Origin of the sequence: Thioalkalivibrio sp. AKL7 (assembly GCF_000381705.1) — a bacterium.
GTDB lineage: Bacteria > Pseudomonadota > Gammaproteobacteria > Ectothiorhodospirales > Ectothiorhodospiraceae > Thioalkalivibrio > Thioalkalivibrio versutus.
This window is the reverse complement of record NZ_KB906958.1, coordinates 1-16,139: the sequence shown is the minus strand read 5'-3', so window position 1 is coordinate 16,139 and position 16,139 is coordinate 1. Positions and strand designations below refer to the sequence as shown.

At 67.3% G+C, this 16,139-nt stretch carries 15 protein-coding genes; 10 read left to right on the top strand and 5 right to left on the bottom strand.

Going from position 1 to position 16,139, the window contains the following annotated elements; genetic code table 11:
• Nucleotides 1-17: 17 nt before the first annotated feature.
• Together G315_RS0113050 and G315_RS0113045 are read right to left on the bottom strand one after the other, a co-directional pair.
• Entirely contained in the window at nucleotides 18-2,801 is a 2,784-nt protein-coding gene (locus tag G315_RS0113050) for a TRAP transporter permease (RefSeq protein ID WP_018146110.1), read from the bottom strand.
• Nucleotides 2,794-3,801 (bottom strand): TAXI family TRAP transporter solute-binding subunit, encoded by a 1,008-nt coding sequence (locus G315_RS0113045; protein ID WP_018146109.1) that lies wholly within the window; start codon nucleotides 3,799-3,801, stop codon nucleotides 2,794-2,796. The genes G315_RS0113050 and G315_RS0113045 overlap by 8 nt, the downstream gene beginning before the upstream one ends.
• Nucleotides 3,802-3,948: 147 nt before the next feature.
• Between G315_RS0113045 and G315_RS0113040 the strand changes: the two genes are divergently transcribed.
• The 10 genes from G315_RS0113040 to G315_RS0112995 all read left to right on the top strand — a co-directional run bounded on the left by G315_RS0113040 (nucleotide 3,949) and on the right by G315_RS0112995 (nucleotide 12,943).
• Nucleotides 3,949-4,743: a transglutaminase family protein gene (locus G315_RS0113040; protein ID WP_018146108.1), complete on the top strand. Its 795-nt coding sequence runs from the start codon at nucleotides 3,949-3,951 to the stop codon at nucleotides 4,741-4,743.
• A 280-nt stretch (nucleotides 4,744-5,023) separates the two neighbouring features.
• Nucleotides 5,024-6,283, top strand: a complete 1,260-nt coding sequence (glyA, locus tag G315_RS0113035) for a serine hydroxymethyltransferase (protein ID WP_018146107.1) — start codon at nucleotides 5,024-5,026, stop codon at nucleotides 6,281-6,283.
• Between the two features lie 33 nt (nucleotides 6,284-6,316).
• Nucleotides 6,317-6,898: a transcriptional regulator NrdR gene (gene nrdR / locus G315_RS0113030; protein WP_018146106.1), complete on the top strand. Its 582-nt coding sequence runs from the start codon at nucleotides 6,317-6,319 to the stop codon at nucleotides 6,896-6,898.
• Complete coding sequence (ribD, locus tag G315_RS0113025; RefSeq protein WP_018146105.1) at nucleotides 6,898-8,073, top strand: bifunctional diaminohydroxyphosphoribosylaminopyrimidine deaminase/5-amino-6-(5-phosphoribosylamino)uracil reductase RibD; 1,176 nt, start codon at nucleotides 6,898-6,900, stop codon at nucleotides 8,071-8,073. Before nrdR ends, ribD begins: the two co-directional genes overlap by 1 nt.
• Nucleotides 8,074-8,433: 360 nt before the next feature.
• Nucleotides 8,434-9,117, top strand: a complete 684-nt coding sequence (locus G315_RS0113020) for a riboflavin synthase (protein WP_018146104.1) — start codon at nucleotides 8,434-8,436, stop codon at nucleotides 9,115-9,117.
• 24 nt (nucleotides 9,118-9,141) lie between these two features.
• Nucleotides 9,142-10,248 (top strand): bifunctional 3,4-dihydroxy-2-butanone-4-phosphate synthase/GTP cyclohydrolase II, encoded by a 1,107-nt coding sequence (gene ribBA, locus G315_RS0113015; protein ID WP_018146103.1) that lies wholly within the window; start codon nucleotides 9,142-9,144, stop codon nucleotides 10,246-10,248.
• Between the two features lie 77 nt (nucleotides 10,249-10,325).
• Nucleotides 10,326-10,805 carry a 6,7-dimethyl-8-ribityllumazine synthase gene (gene ribE / locus G315_RS0113010; protein ID WP_018169400.1) on the top strand — a complete coding sequence of 160 codons (480 nt, stop codon included), beginning with the start codon at nucleotides 10,326-10,328 and terminating at the stop codon, nucleotides 10,803-10,805.
• Between the two features lie 47 nt (nucleotides 10,806-10,852).
• The gene (gene nusB, locus G315_RS0113005; RefSeq protein ID WP_018146101.1) at nucleotides 10,853-11,389 is read left to right on the top strand and encodes a transcription antitermination factor NusB; all 537 of its coding nucleotides are present in this window, start codon (nucleotides 10,853-10,855) and stop codon (nucleotides 11,387-11,389) included.
• 25 nt (nucleotides 11,390-11,414) lie between these two features.
• Nucleotides 11,415-12,401: a thiamine-phosphate kinase gene (thiL, locus tag G315_RS0113000; RefSeq protein WP_018146100.1), complete on the top strand. Its 987-nt coding sequence runs from the start codon at nucleotides 11,415-11,417 to the stop codon at nucleotides 12,399-12,401.
• Nucleotides 12,402-12,421: 20 nt separating this feature from the next.
• Nucleotides 12,422-12,943, top strand: a complete 522-nt coding sequence (locus G315_RS0112995; protein ID WP_018146099.1) for a phosphatidylglycerophosphatase A — start codon at nucleotides 12,422-12,424, stop codon at nucleotides 12,941-12,943.
• 454 nt (nucleotides 12,944-13,397) lie between these two features.
• On the opposite strand, the gene codB is transcribed toward G315_RS0112995, so the two are convergent.
• From codB to G315_RS0112980, 3 genes are all read right to left on the bottom strand, one after another.
• A complete protein-coding gene (gene codB / locus G315_RS0112990) occupies nucleotides 13,398-14,660 on the bottom strand; it encodes a cytosine permease (RefSeq protein WP_026338877.1) in 1,263 nt (420 codons plus the stop codon).
• Nucleotides 14,661-14,705: 45 nt separating this feature from the next.
• Nucleotides 14,706-15,284, bottom strand: a complete 579-nt coding sequence (locus G315_RS0112985; RefSeq protein ID WP_019612652.1) for an NAD(P)H-dependent oxidoreductase — start codon at nucleotides 15,282-15,284, stop codon at nucleotides 14,706-14,708.
• Nucleotides 15,285-15,488: 204 nt separating this feature from the next.
• Nucleotides 15,489-16,139 (bottom strand): IS30 family transposase (locus tag G315_RS0112980; protein WP_019612651.1); only part of this gene is annotated, 651 nt, incomplete at its 5' end.

The window sequence follows — 16,139 nt, the reverse complement described above, 5'->3', positions numbered from 1 at the left end:
CCGATTGCGGTTCGTGGTTACGCCGAAAGGGCGGGGGTGTCGGCGGAAGGGCCGCGCCCCGGCGGTTCCGCGCGTCGGCGCTGATTCCAGACTACCAGCAGTCCCAGCGCCAGGGCCGGAAGGTAGAACCAGTATGGGCTGGGGCGCTCGGTCGGCACCAGTACGCCGGTGATGGTCCAGCCACCCTCCAACCCTACTCGGCCGGCCGGGCTGCCGAAAGCGACCGTCTGGATCTGTGCTTTCTGGTCGTCCGGGTCGAAGCGCACGTCCAGCCCGGCGTCGGCCAGACGCTCGCGCGGGGCCAGGTCGGGGTCGCCCAGGGGGAACATCACCGTGCGGGTGATCTCGCGGCCCTCCAGGTCGATGCCGGTGGCCTCCAGGCGCAGCGAGTCGCGGTCCGGGATGGTCTCGACGACCTCGAGCAGGGTCTCCGCCGGCTGGTGCTGATAGGGAGCCGCGATGCGGTCCATCAGCACGGTCGGGACCAGCAGCACGAAGGCGACTACCATCAACGCGGCGGACTCCCAGTAGCGGCTGCGGGTCAGGAACCAGCCCTGGGTGGCCGCGGTAAAGGCGAGGATGCCGGCCAGCGAGCCGAGGAAGACCAGCGCCAGCTGGAACACGTTGTCCACCCCGATCAACAGCAACTGGCTGTTGAAGATGAAGAAGAACGGCAATGCGATGGTGCGCAGGCTGTAGGCGAAGGCCTGGATCCCGGTGCGAATCGGGTCGGCCTTGGCGATTGCCGCGCCGGCGAAGGAGGCCAGGCCCACCGGTGGCGTCACGTCGGCCATGATGCCGAAATAGAACACGAACAGGTGGGCCGCGATCAGGGGGATCAGGATGTCGTGCTGCGCGCCCAGGTCGACGATGATCGGGGCCATCAGGGTCGCCACGATGATGTAGTTCGCGGTGGTCGGCAGGCCCAGGCCAAGGACCAGGCTGATCACCGCGGTCAGTACCAGCACCAGCAGCAGGTTGCCGCCGGACAGGGTATCCACCAGGTCGGTCAGCACCAGCCCGACGCCGGTCATCGCGACCGTGCCGACGATGATCCCGGCCGCGGCGGTGGCCAGGCCGATACCGATCATGTTGCGCGCGCCCGTCTCGAAGCCCTGGAACAGTTCCCAGACTCCGACCCACGCGGCTTGCAGGAGACGCCCCTGGCGCCGGAACAGGGCCACCAGCGGGCGCTGGGTCAGCACGATGAAGATCATGAAGGCCACCGCCCAGAACGCCGCCAGCCCCGGCGACAGCCGCTCCACCACCAGTGCCCAGACCAGCACCACCAGCGGCAGCAGGTAGTGCAGCCCGCTCAGGACCGTGGGGGCGACCCGCGGCAGCGGGCGTTCGGTATCCAGGGCCTCAGGGTCCGGCTCGCGCGCGACGATCCAGACCAGTACCAGGTAGGTGGCGAACAACAGGCCGGCGATGATCCAGGCCGCGGCGTCGCCGGCGACGATCTTGATCCAGCCCAGTCCCCAGTACACCGCACCCGCCAGGATGATCAGGCTGGCCACGGTCAGGGTGAAGCTGATCAGGCGCCCGCGCCAGGTCGTCACGGTGGCGCGCTGGAGGCCCTCCATGCCGTTCTTGCAGGCCTCCAGATGGACGATGTAGATCAGCGCGATATAGGCGATCAGGGCCGGCAGGATGGCGTGCTTGAGCACCTCGACATAGGGGATGCCGACGTATTCGACCATCAGGAACGCGGCGGCGCCCATCACTGGCGGCATCAGCTGCCCGTTGACCGAGCTGGCGACCTCCACCGCGCCGGCCTTGTGCGGGGCGAAGCCGACCCGTTTCATCAGCGGAACCGTGAAGGTGCCGGTGGTGACCACGTTGGCGATCGACGAGCCCGAGACCACGCCGGTCATCCCGGAGGCCAGCACCGCGGCCTTGGCCGGGCCGCCACGCAGGTGCCCGAGCAGGGCGAAGGCGACGCGGATGAAGTAGTCACCGGCCCCGGCGCGCTCCAGCAGTGCGCCGAACAGCACGAACAGGAACACGAAGCTGGTGGAGACCCCCAGCGCGATGCCGAACACCCCCTCGTTGGACAGCCACTGCTGGGCCATCGCGCGCGGATAGCTGGCGCCGCGATGGGCGATCAGGTCCGGCATGAGGGGGCCGGCGAAGGTATAGAACAGGAAGATCGCGGCGATGATGGTCAGCGCCGGGCCGAGCACGCGGCGGGTCGCCTCCAGCAGCAGGATCAGACCGATCCCGGCCATGATCAGGTCCAGTTCGGTGGGGGCGCCGGGGCGCGCCGCCAGTGCCTCGTGGAACAGGTAGAGGTACAGGGCGCTGAAGGCCGCAACCGCGGCGAACACCCAGTCACCCAGCGGCACGCGATGCACGGGGTCGTTCCCGCGCAGCAGCGGCCAGGCCACGGCGACCAGGGCGATGCCGAGCGCCAGGTAGACCTCGCCCAGGCGTTCCAGGCCGAGGAACTGCCACAGCCCCAGTGCAATCAGGGCCAGCCCACCCAGGGCATACAGGATACCGATGGCGTGCTGCCAGCCCTTGCCGCGGGCGGTGGCGCGGACCGCCGGGAACAGCAGATAGCCGAGGAAGATCGCGAACGCCAGGTGGATGGAGCGAGCCTCGGTCTCGGAGACGACGAAGATGTCGACCCAGTCGGCGATCGGTGAGGCGATCCAGATCTGGAACAGCGACCAGGCGACGGCCGTGAGCCAGATCAGGGTGCGGGTCGCGCGGCCGGGGTGGCGGCCGCCGGTCTCCAGTTCGGCGACCTGGCGGTCCTCCGAAGTGGCGGGATCCTGTGCTCGGGTCTCAGTCATCGATCAGTCCTGCCTCGCGGAAGTAGCGCCGGGCACCGGGGTGCATGGGGGCGGACAGGCCCTCGTCGACCATGCTCTTGCGTTCGAGGCCGCTGAAGGCCGGGTGCAAGCCGCGGAAGGTCTCGAAGTTCTCGAACACGGCGCGGGTCAGCTCGTAGGCGGCGGTATTCGAGGTGCGGTCCGAGGTGACCAGGGTCGCGCCGACCCCGTAGGTGTGGATGTCCTCGTCCTGCCCCGGGTAGGTGTCGGCGGGGATCACGGCGGTGAGGTAGTAGGGGGTCGAGCGGATCAGCTCCTCGATGGCAGGGCCTTCGATGGACACCAGGCGGGCGTCGCAGGTGGCGATCGGCTCCTGGATTGCCGCAGAGGGGTGCCCCACCGAGAAAACGAAGGCGTCGATCCGGTTGTCGCACAGCGCCTGCGCCTGCTCGCGCGAGGGCAGCTCGCTGACGCGGCGGAAGGTGTCGTGGTCCCAGCCGAGCTTGGCCATCAGCTCTTCCATCAGGATGCGCTGGCCGGAGCCGGGATTGCCGATGTTCACCCGCTTGCCCGGCAGGTCGTCCAGACCCTGGATGTCCGCGTCCGGGCGGACCACCAGGGTCAGTGGCTCGGGGTGCAGGCTGAACATCGCCCGCAGGTGGTTGCCGGGTCCGAAGGCCTCGAAGCGGCCACTGCCGTGATAGGCGTGGTACTGGAGATCCGACTGGGCCACGCCGAAGTCCATGTCGCCGGAACGCACCATGTTCAGGTTGAATACCGAACCGCCGGTGCTCTCCGCGGTGCAGCGCATCCCGTGGCTGTCGCGGCGGGTGTTGAACAGCCGGCACAGGTGCTGGCCGGCGGGGTAGTACACGCCGGTGACGCCGCCGGTGCCGATGTTGATGAAGCGTTGTTCCGCCTGGGCCAGGGGTGCGAGCAGCAACAGGCCGAGGGCAAGCAGCCCAACGGTCAGGTGCCGGGTGCGGCGTCTCGCGGTGCGTTGGTCGGGTCGTCCTCGCATACGGGCTCCGGGGAACAGGCGATTTCGGAAGTGTAGGGAATCGCGGGCCAATGTACACGGTCGCAGCCGGCTGCCAGGCCCGTCTGCGTGTAGCCCCGCCGTCGGGCAGGGCGTAGTGTAGGAGGTTCACCCCAAGAGGCCCCGTTCATGTGGCTCGAGACCCGTTGTGACTTCGAGTTCGAGATCGTCGAACCCACGCCGTTTGTGCTGATGCTGCGACCGCGCAGTGGCCCGCTGCAATGGGTCGCGCGCGAGGAATATCGCCTGGTGCCGACGGCGCCGGTGTCCGAGTTCGTCGACATCTACGGCAACCTCTGCCAGCGCCTGATCGCGCCGCCGGGGACGTTCTCCATCCATACCGCGGCGGAGGTGCAGACGGCCGAGGCCCTCGACCGGGCCCCGGGCGCACCGTTTGTCGAGGTGCAGTCCCTGCCGGATGCCGTACTGAGTTATCTCCTGCCGAGCCGGTTTTGCGAATCGGATCGCTTCAACCTGATGGCGACCGAAATCACTGCCGGCCAGTGGCTGGGTTACGACCAGGTGGCGGCCATCGAGCAGTGGCTGCGCGAGCGCATCGAATATCTCCCGGGGACCAGCGATATCCCGATCTCGGCCGCGGAGGTGAATCAGCGCGGGAGCGGGGTGTGTCGCGACCTGGCGCATCTCGGGATTGCACTGTGCCGCAGTCTCAGTATCCCGGCGCGCATGGTGGTCGGGTATCTGCACGGCCTGCAGCCGATGGACATGCATGCCTGGTTCGAGGCCTTCGTCGGGGGGCGCTGGTACACCTTTGATGCGACCCAGGCCGAGTTGCGGGGTGGCTACGTGGTCGTAGGCTATGGCCGTGATGCGGCCGATGTGGCGGTCTACAACCAGTTCGGCCTGCCGGTATACCCGACCCGCCACGACGTCGACGTCCGTCGAATCGAAGGGCCGAACTAAGGCGTTGGAGCAAGCGCACGCGGCCCGTTTTCCGGATGAGCGGAAGGGGTTTGTGCCTCTGGTCTTCCCGGGGTGGGGCCGGGCACCAAAGTGCCTGATCGGATTTGCGAAACACCGGTCTTGGAAGGGGGCTCGGTGGTCCGCAGCGGCCGTGTCGGGAGACGTCCGGCCTGAAAAGAAGGGCCGGATGGCGTATGATTGGCGGCCTTTTTGCGGCAGCGCCCCAAGTAGCTGGCGCGCCGAAATCCGCTGAATCCAACGCTTTGAACGGGAGACCCGAATGTTTTCGATCGACATGAGTATCCACGGCTACGACGACGACCTCTGGAATGCCATCCGCGACGAGTCGCAGCGTCAGGAAGAGCACATCGAGCTGATCGCGTCGGAAAACTACACCAGCCCGCGCGTGATGGAAGCGCAGGGTTCGGTGCTGACCAACAAGTACGCCGAGGGCTACCCGGGCAAGCGCTACTATGGCGGTTGCGAGCACGTCGATGTGGTTGAGCAGCTGGCGATCGATCGCCTCAAGCAGCTCTACGGTGCCGACTACGCCAACGTGCAGCCGCATTCCGGCTCCCAGGCCAACGCCGCGGTGTACATGGCCCTGCTGCAGCCGCATGACACCGTCCTGGGCATGAGCCTGGACGCCGGCGGCCACCTGACCCACGGTGCCAAGCCGAACTTCTCCGGCAAGATCTACAACGCGGTGCAGTACGGCATCACCGACGAGGGCCTGATCGACTACGACGAGGTCCAGCGCCTGGCCACCGAGAACCAGCCGAAGATGATCGTCGCCGGCTTCTCCGCCTATTCGCGCGTGGTCGACTGGAAGCGCTTCCGCGAGATCGCCGATTCGGTGGGCGCGTACCTGATGGTGGACATGGCCCACGTCTCCGGCCTGATCGCCGCTGGCGAATACCCGAACCCGATCGACCACGCTCACGTGGTCACCTCCACCACGCACAAGTCCCTGCGCGGGCCGCGTGGCGGCTTCATCATCTCCAAGGGCCAGCCGGAACTGAACAAGAAGTTCCAGTCGCTGATCTTCCCGGGCACCCAGGGTGGTCCGCTGATGCACGTGATCGCCGGCAAGGCGGTGGCGTTCAAGGAGGCCCTGGAGCCGGAATTCAAGACCTACCAGAAGCAGGTGATCGCCAACGCCCGCGCGATGGCCGAGGTGCTGGTGGAGCGTGGCTTCGATATCGTCTCCGGCGGTACCGACAACCACCTGTTCCTGCTGAGCCTGGTCGCCAAGGGCATGACCGGCAAGGCCGCGGATGCCGCGCTGGGCCGTGCCAACATCACGGTCAACAAGAACGCCGTGCCGAACGATCCGCAGTCCCCGTTCGTGACCTCCGGCATTCGCATCGGCACCGCCGCGCTGACCACTCGCGGCTTCACCGAGTCCGAGTCCCGCGAGCTGGCCGGCTGGATCGCCGACGTGCTGGATGATCACGAGAACGAGCAGGTGATCGACGCGACCCGCGAGAAGGTCCTCGAGATCTGCCGTCGCTTCCCGGTGTACGGTCACGGCGAATAACCACCGCCAGTTGGCCGGCTGACGGGGCCCGGGATGCGCTGTCCGTCCTGTCATGATCAGGACACCCGCGTGGTCGATTCGCGGGTGGCCGGCCCGGAGCAGGAACAGATCCGGCGCCGGCGGCAGTGCCGTGCCTGTGGTGCGCGCTTTACCACCTTCGAGCGGGCGGAGTTCAGCCTGCCGCGGGTGGTCAAGCGTTCCGGTGAACGGGTCGCCTTCGACGAGGAAAAGCTGCGCAGCGGTCTGCGCCGGGCACTGCACAAGCGCCCGGTCAAGACCGATGATGTCGAGCGGGTGATCGACGACATCAAGCGCCAGCTTTCGGCCGTCACGGCCCCCGAGGTCAAGTCCGACCGCATCGGCGAAATGGTGCTGGCGGCCTTGCACGGGCTGGACCATGTGGCCTATATCCGTTTTGCCTCTATCTATCTCAGCTTCGCCAGTGTGCAGTCCTTCCGTGAGGCGATCGAACGGCTGGAGGATGACCTCAGCCCGGAGATGCGCCGTTCGCAGATGCGCCTGATCGACGAGGAGGCGACCGGAAACGCCCCGGAATCCGCGGCGGACGGGCGGGCCACCCCGGCGACGGACGGCGGCTCGCAGGAGGGGATGTAATGGAAGCGCCGACGACCGAGCAGGTCATTGCCGACCGCCGGCACATGGCGCGCGCCCTGAAACTGGCGGACTACGGCCGCTTCACCGCGGATCCGAATCCGCGGGTGGGCTGCGTCATCGTGCGCGACGGCCGGGAGGTAGGCGCGGGCCTGCACTGGAAGGCCGGCGAGGTGCATGCCGAGGTGAACGCGCTGCAAGCGGCCGGTGAGGCCGTGCAAGGCGCGACCGCCTACGTGACCCTGGAGCCCTGCAGTCATCAGGGCCGCACCCCGCCGTGTACCGATGCGCTGATCCGGGCGGGCGTCGCGCGGGTCGTGATCGCGATGCTGGATCCGAACCCACAGGTATGCGGGGGCGGGATCGATGCCTTGCAGGCGGCCGGTATCCGGGTCGACAGCGGCGTGCTGGAGGCCGAGGCACGGGCGCTGAACCCCGGCTTCGTGCAGCGCATGGAGCAGGGGCGCCCCTGGGTGCGGGTCAAGCTGGCTGCGAGCCTGGACGGGCGGACGGCCATGGCCTCCGGCGAGTCGCAGTGGATCACCGGCGAGGCGGCGCGGCGCGACGTGCAACTGTGGCGGGCGCGGGCCGGGGCGATCGTCACCGGCAGTGGCACCGTGGTCGGCGATGACCCGCGCCTGAATGTGCGCATGAAGCCGTTTGATCTGGCTGCCCACGCCGGCTTCCCGGATGACTCGCGGTATCACGATCTGCCGACCCGGCAGCCACTGCGCGTCATCCTTGATGCGCGCCTGCGCACGCCCCCGGGCTCGCAGATCCTGCGTGACGGGCCGGTCTGGATCCTCACCAGTCCCGATGTGGTGGGCTCGCCTGCGGCGGATACCCTGCGCGGCAAGGGTGCCGAGGTGCGGGCCGTGCCGCTGGCGGAGGAATCTGCCGAGGGCGGACTTGATCTGGGTGCGGTGCTTACGGAGCTGGGACGGGCAGAGGTCAACGAGCTCCACGTGGAATCCGGACCCGGCCTGGCCGGTGCGCTCGCCCGCGGTGGCTGGGTCGACGAGTGGCTGATCTACCAGGCGCCGTTGCTGATGGGCTCCAGCGCCCGTCCCCTGGTGGAGTGGCCACTGGCCCGCATGGCCGAACGCGCCGAACTCGAAGTCATCGACACCCGCTGGGTCGGCGATACCCTGCGCCTGCTTGCCCGTCCGCGTTCGTAAGGGCTTGTTTGCATCACGAAGCGCACGGCGACAGGAAGAGCGGGCAGGGCAAGTAGCAAGAGCGATCGACAGGAAGACGGGGAGGATGATGGAGCTCGAGGCGCGGGAATCCAACGCCTCGGCGCTGGATAAACCATAGGGCCCCCTGTTCGGCTTCGTTCCAAGGCCTTCCGATCTGCAATCGCCATTGACCTGCTTCGTGTCTTCGTGGGCTTCGTGATGGCCCTTGAAGGACTTGCGAGGACAGGCGTTGCCACTATAAACGCCCGGGTCGTGGTGCGAATTCATTAGCGTTTCCCTATGATGGGGCGCCTGTGGCCCGGCATTGTGCTCCGGACCCGACCGAACGAGTGGACACCCATGTTTACCGGAATCATCGAGACCCTTGGCAGCCTGGAGCGCCTCACCCCCAGCGGGGGCGATGTGCGCTTGCACGTCAATGCGACCGGGATGGACCTGTCGGATACCCGCCTGGGGGATTCCATCGCGGTCAATGGGGTCTGCCTGACGGTGACCGATCTGCCGGGTAAGGGCTTTGCCGCCGATGTCTCGCGGGAGTCGCTGGATGTCACCACGCTGGGCCATCTCGGTCCGGGGGATCGGGTGAATCTCGAACGCGCGCTGGCGCTGGGTGATCGCCTGGGCGGGCACATGGTGTCCGGGCATGTCGACGGTGTGGGCGAAGTCGTGGCGATGGAGCCGGACGCGCGCTCCACCCGCGTGCGTTTTCGCGCGCCGGCCCCGCTGGCCCGCTACATCGCGGCCAAGGGCTCGATCACCATCGACGGCACCAGCCTGACGGTGAACCGGGTGGACGGCGCCGAGTTCGAGGTGAACATCATCCCGCATACCTGGTCGCTGACCCGGTTCGCCGTGTACGCGGTGGGCACACCGGTCAACCTGGAGGTGGACCTGATCGCCCGCTATCTGGAACGCTTGATGCTGGGCGATCGCGCGGCCGAGCCGGGCGGGCAGGCGGGCGATCTGTCCGAGGCCTGGCTGGCCGAGCAGGGCTTTCCCAATCACTCCGGTTCGCGCGACTAACTGCGCGGCCGAAAGCAGGAATCTATGGAATTTTCCAATACCGAAACCATCCTGGAAGAGCTTCAGGCCGGACGCATGGTGGTCATCGTCGATGACGAGGACCGCGAGAACGAAGGCGATCTGCTGATGCTCGCCTCGCACGCGCGCCCGGAAGACATCAACTTCATGGCCAAGTACGGGCGGGGGCTGATCTGCCTGACGCTGACCCGCGAGCGCTGCAAGCAGCTGGCGCTGCCGTTGATGGTGACCGACACCAACGACGTGCACGGCACCAACTTCACGCTGTCGATCGAGGCGGCCGAGGGCGTGACCACCGGCATCTCCGCCTACGATCGCGCGCACACCATCCGCACCGCCGTGGCGCCCAATGCGACGCCCGAGGACATCGTCCAGCCGGGCCACGTGTTCCCGCTGATGGCGCAGCCGGGCGGGGTGATCGTGCGCGCCGGGCATACCGAGGCCGGCTGTGATCTCGCGCGCCTGGCCGGGGCCGAGCCGGCCGCGGTGATCGTCGAGATCCTGAACGAGGACGGCAGCATGGCGCGGCGTTCGGATCTCGAACGCTTCTGCGCCGAGCATGACCTGAAGATGGGCACCATCGAGGATCTGATCCGCTATCGCATCGAGAACGAGAAGACGGTCCGGCGGGTGTCCGAGCGTCCGTTCCCGACCGAGCATGGCGAGTTTCGCCTGCTGGCGTTCGAGGACGAAGTGGACCACGAACTGCATTTTGCCCTGGTGCGTGGCGAGCCGAAGCCGGACCAGGACACCCTGGTGCGCGTGCATCTGGAGAGCACGTTGTGCGATACCCTCGGCTATGCCGGTCCGGATCGTGGCTGGCCGCTGGATGATGCCCTGCGCCGGATCGACGAGGCGGGCGCGGGCGTGGTGGTGGTGCTGCGCAAGCACGAGAGTGGCGACGCCCTGGCCCAGCGGCTGGAGAATATCGGTCAGCCCGCGCCGGAGGAACGCAGCGGGCGCGAGAACTCCGCCGAATGGCGCATGTACGGGATCGGTGCACAGATTCTCGCCGACTGCGGTGTCGGACGCATGAAGCTGATGTCCGCGCCGAAGCGCTTCCACGGCCTCGGGGGCTTCGGCCTGGAGGTGGTGGACTACGTCCACGAGTAGACCGATGGCGGTGCTACACTAGCGCCATTCGAAAACGGGGCCCGCGGGTCCTTCATCAGCCCAACCGGAAGTTCATCATGTCCGAGATCAAGACCCTGGAAGGCGTATTCACCGACGCCGCCGACCATCGCTATGGCCTGCTGCTGGCGCGCTTCAACAGCCTGATCGTCGAACGCCTGCTGGAAGGGGCCGTGGATACCCTGAAGCGTCACGGGGTGCAGGAGACGAACCTGACCATCGCCCGTGTGCCGGGTGCCTATGAACTGCCGCTGGCGGCGCAGGCCATGGCGCGTTCCGGGCAGTACGATGGCGTGATCGCCCTGGGCTGCGTGATTCGTGGTTCAACGCCGCATTTCGATTACGTCGCGGGCGAGGCGGCCAAGGGCCTGGCCCAGGTGCAGATGGCGGAGGACCTGCCGATCAGCTTCGGCGTGCTGACCACCGACTCCATCGAGCAGGCGATCGAGCGCGCCGGCACCAAGGCCGGCAACAAGGGCGCCGATGCCGCCATGGGCGCGATCGAGATGGTCAGCCTGATGCGCCAGCTGCGCGGCTGATCCCGCACTGCCACCCAGTGTTATCCGTCCACCCGAACAGGCTTGCCGTGACTGAACCCTCTGATCCCCGCCCCGAAGGTGGTGCCCCGCGCAAGGATGCCGATGCCGGCAAGTCCGCTCGGGCCCGGCGTCCGCGCAGCACGCCCGAGCAGCGGGCGCGGCATGCGCGTTCCTTCGCGCGCCGGCGCGCGATGCAGGCGCTATATTCCTGGCAGATCACGGGCGCCCACCCGAAGGATATCCTGGCCGAGTTCCGCGACGACGAGGAACACGCCAAGGCGGATGCCGAGTACTTCCGCGAACTCCTGATCGGCGTGACCGGCGACCGCGAGGCCCTGGATGCCCGCATGGAGCCGTACCTCGGCCGCCCGCTGGATCAGCTCGATCCGGTGGAGCACGCCCTGCTGTGGTTGGGCCAATGGGAGTTGGCCGAACGCATGGAGGTGCCCTACCGCGTAGTGATCAACGAGGCCGTCGATCTGGCCAAGCGCTATGGTGCCGAGCAGTCGCATCGCTACATCAACGGCGTGCTGGACCGGCTCTCCGCCGACCTGCGCGGCCCCGAGCGCTCCACCCCGCGCTGACCCCGGGCGGGTCAGCACCACGGCCATGCCCGGCCCCGATTCCGAATTCGATCTGATCCAGCGCTATTTCGGCACGCCGAGCGCAGGCGCGGTTGCCGATGGCGTGCGTCTGGGCATCGGAGACGATGCCGCCCTGCTGGCCGTGCGTAGTGGCCACGAGCTGGCCGTGACCGTCGACACGCTGGTCGAGGGCACCCACTTCTTTCCTGACCACCCGCCGGCAAGCGTCGGCCACAAGGCCCTGGCCTCCAATCTCAGTGACCTGGCCGCGATGGGGGCCGAGCCGTTGGGCGCGGTGCTGTCGCTGACCCTGCCGCGTGTGGATCATGACTGGCTGGCGGGCTTCAGCCACGGCTTTCTGACCCTGGCCGAGGAGGTCGGGATCCCGCTGGTGGGCGGGGATACCAACCGGGGTCCGCTGGCGATCAGCGTGACGGTCCTGGGCGAGGTGCCCGTCGGCCAGGCCCTGCGCCGCGACGGTGCACGGCCTGGCGATCGCCTGGTGGTTTCCGGTGCGCTGGGCGGAGCGGCCTGCGGTTTGGCCCACGAGACGCAGCGGCGTGCAGAGGGGAGTCCCGTAGACGCCTCGAGCCCCGCCTGCGCCCGGCTGTTCTGGCCCGCGGCGCGTCTGAGTCTGGGCCGTGGTCTGCGCAACCGCGCACGGGCCGCCATCGATATCTCCGACGGCCTGCTGGCGGACCTGGGCCATCTGTGTGCCGCCTCGGGTTGCGGTGCGCGAGTCGACTGGCCCGCCGTCCCGCGCGACCCGCTGCTGGCGGAGGTGTCCGAGCAGCAGGCTCGCTCCTGCGCACTGGGCGGTGGCGAGGACTACGAGCTGCTGTTCGCCCTCCCGCCGGGGGAGTCGCTGGACCTGCTCGCGTTCAGCGTGGACGTCCCGCTGACTGTGATCGGCGAGTGCACCGAGGGTGCGGGTGTGGTGGTGGAGGACGCAAACGGGCAACGGCTGGACGTGGCGCGGGCGGGCCACGATCATTTCGCGAACACAGAATAAAGAATAGGGACAGGGGAGCCATGTCGGAGCAGAAGATCCGTAATCCGAAGATGCCATCGGTGAAGACCGTGTTCGGCGATCCCATTCACCTGTTGGCGTTCGGCTTCGGCAGTGGCCTGTCGCGCTGGGCACCGGGCACCACCGGCTCGCTGGGTGCACTGGTGCTGTACTTCGCGATCATGAATTTCCCGGAGTGGGCCTACCTTGCGATCACCGTGGTCGTGGTGATGGCCGGCTTCCACATCTGTGGCGAAAGTGCGCGCAAGCTGGGAGTGCACGATCATCCCGGCATCGTGTGGGATGAATGGGCCGGCATGCTCATCACGCTGGCGTTTGCCCCGGCGGGGCTGATGTGGGTGGTCGTTGGCTTCCTGCTGTTCCGGGTGTTCGATATCCTCAAGCCCTGGCCGGCGAACTACTTTGATGAAAAGTGGCACGACGGCCACGGGATCATGATGGACGACGTCGTGGCGGGCCTGTACGCGGGGTTCGCGCTGGTGATCCTGGGTGGGCTGTTCCAACAGCTGGTGGTCGAGGCTTAGGGGACGCTGAACCGTGTTTCCCTGGACGTGATGGACTTGGCAGAGTCGCATGCTGCCGGGAACTATGGGCACGCGCGGCCGCCTCAGGGGCAGGCAACGACGCAAGGAGTGAATGGCATGCAGTCCCTCTTTCGTTCCCTGACGCAGGTTGCGGTCATGGGCGCCGTTCTGGCGTTCGGTGGCGCGCAGGCTCAGCCGTCGGGCGGGCCGCCGCCCGGGTCTCCGGGCGCCAGTGGCGACACGCCCGCGGCGGGCAATTGGCCGCCCGGGCATGGTGGGACCCCGCCGGGGCAGCGGCGCGGCGACTCGCGCCCCGATCAGCGCCTGGATCTCCCGCGGGCGCCCGGTTCATCCTCGGCGCCGACTCCGGACGATCCGCCGCTGCCGGACCCGTCCGACCCTCCGAAACTGCCGACGCCACCGGCACCGAACCTGCCAGGGCTTTGATCAGGCTCTAATCCGCACTTCCCTGGCGCGGTCGCCACGCGGCGGGTGAGGCGGGAGCCATCAGGACGGCGTAGGCAGCCGTTGCCACGATCACGCCCAGCAGAGGAGGTACCACGGGTGCGTAGTACGCCGCGGCGGATCCTGCCGCGTACGCCAGCAGGCCGGGCCAGTGGAACCCGGGCAGACGGGCCGAGCCCAGGCGGGGGTATTGCCCGCGATGGCGCAGCCAGAAGTCGGCGACGATCACGCCGCCGAGCGGCGGGATGAAGGTCCCCAGCAGGATCAGGAACGGCACCAGATAGTCATGCATCCCGGCGACCGCGAGGGCCGTGCCGATCGCGGCCCCGAGCACGGTGACCAGCCGCCGGCGCTGGGTGCGCAACAGATTGCAGCCGGCCACGCCGAAATTGTAGATGGTGTTGTCCTGGGTGCTCCAGATGTTCAGCAGGAGCATCAGTACCGTGATCGTCACGAAGCCCTGCGCCAGCATGACGTGGACGATGTCGGCCTCGTGGTAGATCAGGGCGCCCAGTGCGCCCGTCAGCACCATCAATCCGTTCCCGAGCACGAAGGCCGCCAGGGTCGCGATGACCGCAATGCGCGGGGTGCGGGCGAAGCGGGTCCAGTTGGTGGCGAGGGTTGCACCGCCAACAAAGGTGCCGATCACGATGGTCAGGGCGGCGTGGAAATCCATCTCGGTGCTCGGGTCCTGACCAAGCAGGCCCCCGGGGCCGCCGGCGTCGCCGATCCCGATGAACAGCGTGAACAGGATGAACAGGAGCATGACCGGTACCGCGACGCGGGAAAGCCAGTCGAGACCGCGATAGCCGATCATCGCGGTGATGCAGAAGGCGAACCCGAACAGCACCATCAGCCCGACTTCCACCGGCTCCGGCAGGGCGGTGGTCTCGACCAGGATGATCGCGACGGTGGCCGTGCCCCAGGCGTACCAGCCGATCTGGGTGAACGCGAGGATGACGTCGGAGAGCTTGCTGCCCCATTCCCCGAAGCAGAAACGCCCCATCAGGACCGTGTGCAGTCCGCTCTTGCAGCCGATGTAGGCGAGCGTGGCCGCGTAGGCCCCCAGTAGCAGGTTGCCCAGTGCGATCACCAGCATTAGCTCGCCGAAGCTGAAGGCCAGGCCCAGCGACCCGCCGGCCCACAGGGTCGAGGTAAAGAAGGTGAACCCGAACAGCACCACGGTCATCGACCAGAAGCCCTTGCGGGCATGGTCCGGCACTTCGCTCAGGGGGTGGTCGTTGTGATGCACGCGCACGGCCGGTCGGAAGACCGAACGAGTGTACCGGCCACAGGGTTACCGTGCCGCGTGTCCGAGCTCGCGCATCTTCTTCAGCCAGCGTTCGCGGGAGGCGGCGTCACCGCCGTTCTGCCCGATCAGGGTGTGGCGGATCGGGCCGAAGCCGCAGAAGCGGAAGATGTTGCGTTCCAGGCTCTTCAGGCTGTGGGCGCCATAGAACCAGCGGTAGGCCAGCGCCGGCATGCCCATGGTGACCACGATGCGTACCGAGCGGCCCTTGAGCCGCGTGTGGCGCAGGCGGTTCATGTCGCCATCGCCGACGAATGCCGGGCGCAGGGTCTGTTCCAGGAAGCCCTTGACCAGGGCCGGCATATCGCCCAGCCAGAGGGGATAGATCAGGACGATGTGGTGGGCGACCTCGATCAGTTCCTGCGCCTCGAGGATCGCGGGCGGAACGGTCTCGTCGACAAACTCGGCCTGGTTCTTCAGCAGTGGAAAGTCGCGGTGGGCAATCGTCAGGGTGTCCACCGCGACGCCGGCCTTCTCGGCCCCTTCGCGGTAGGCATCGGCCAGCGCGTGGTCGAGGTGGCCTTCGGCCGGGTCGGGGTGTCCCTGAAGGATAAGGATGCGCGTCATGCAGCTGTCCTCGTGGCGGGAAGACTTCTCTTCAAGCCTAGCCCGGATATTTCATGAATTGCACGCGCCCTCACTTGTCTCTTGGCCGCACAGGGAATTTCCCTCAGTCGGCCGTATCGCCCATACGCCACTCCTTCGGAAAATCCCCTGTGCGGCCAATATCCTGCGCGATCATCACGCGAATTCATGAAACATCCGGTGCGTTCAACCGGTCGACGCAACAGTGGCCATGAGTTTATCCGCCGGGGAGATGAAGCCCAAGGTTTTCCGCGGTCGCCGATTCAAGCGGAGGGCGACTTCATCCAGGTCGGTCTGTGAGAAGCCTGCCAGTTCCGTACCCTTGGGGAAGTACTGGCGCAGCAGGCGGTTGGTATTCTCGTTGGTGCCGCGCTGCCAAGGACTCTGCGGGTCACAGAAGTAGACCTTCACATCCGTGTCGGCGGTGAAGGCCTTATGGCTGGCCATCTCGCTGCCGCGATCCCAAGTCAGGGAGCGCCACATCTCGCGCGGGAGTCTGCGGACCTCGCGGCTGAGCGCGCTCGCGACACTCGCCGCATCCTTGCCTTGGACCTTCACCAGCATCGTAAAGCGGGAGTGGCGCTCGACAAGCGTGGCGATGTGGCTGTTCTTCGCCCCGGAGATCAGGTCTCCCTCCCTGTGGCCCGGTATCGCACGATCTTCCACTTCCGCCGGGCGCTCTCGGATCGAGATTGCATCAATGATCTGGCCGCGAGGCTGTCCTTCCGTGCTCGCAAGGCGTGAGCGGCGCATCATCCGTCGCGAACGCAGGTGCTTCAGCAGTTCTTTCTTGAGTACGCCGCGAGCCTGAATGAAAAGGCTGCGGTAAATCGTCTC

Excerpts from the sequence above, each read along its gene's own strand:
- G315_RS0113050 (WP_018146110.1), bottom strand. The coding sequence starts at position 2,801 with ATGACTGAGACCCGAGCACAGGATCCCGCCACTTCGGAGGACCGCCAG.
- G315_RS0113045 (WP_018146109.1), bottom strand. The coding sequence starts at position 3,801 with ATGCGAGGACGACCCGACCAACGCACCGCGAGACGCCGCACCCGGCAC.
- G315_RS0113040 (WP_018146108.1), top strand. The coding sequence starts at position 3,949 with ATGTGGCTCGAGACCCGTTGTGACTTCGAGTTCGAGATCGTCGAACCC.
- glyA (WP_018146107.1), top strand. The coding sequence starts at position 5,024 with ATGTTTTCGATCGACATGAGTATCCACGGCTACGACGACGACCTCTGG.
- nrdR (WP_018146106.1), top strand. The coding sequence starts at position 6,317 with ATGCGCTGTCCGTCCTGTCATGATCAGGACACCCGCGTGGTCGATTCG.
- ribD (WP_018146105.1), top strand. The coding sequence starts at position 6,898 with ATGGAAGCGCCGACGACCGAGCAGGTCATTGCCGACCGCCGGCACATG.
- G315_RS0113020 (WP_018146104.1), top strand. The coding sequence starts at position 8,434 with ATGTTTACCGGAATCATCGAGACCCTTGGCAGCCTGGAGCGCCTCACC.
- ribBA (WP_018146103.1), top strand. The coding sequence starts at position 9,142 with ATGGAATTTTCCAATACCGAAACCATCCTGGAAGAGCTTCAGGCCGGA.
- ribE (WP_018169400.1), top strand. The coding sequence starts at position 10,326 with ATGTCCGAGATCAAGACCCTGGAAGGCGTATTCACCGACGCCGCCGAC.
- thiL (WP_018146100.1), top strand. The coding sequence starts at position 11,415 with ATGCCCGGCCCCGATTCCGAATTCGATCTGATCCAGCGCTATTTCGGC.
- G315_RS0112995 (WP_018146099.1), top strand. The coding sequence starts at position 12,422 with ATGTCGGAGCAGAAGATCCGTAATCCGAAGATGCCATCGGTGAAGACC.
- G315_RS0112985 (WP_019612652.1), bottom strand. The coding sequence starts at position 15,284 with ATGACGCGCATCCTTATCCTTCAGGGACACCCCGACCCGGCCGAAGGC.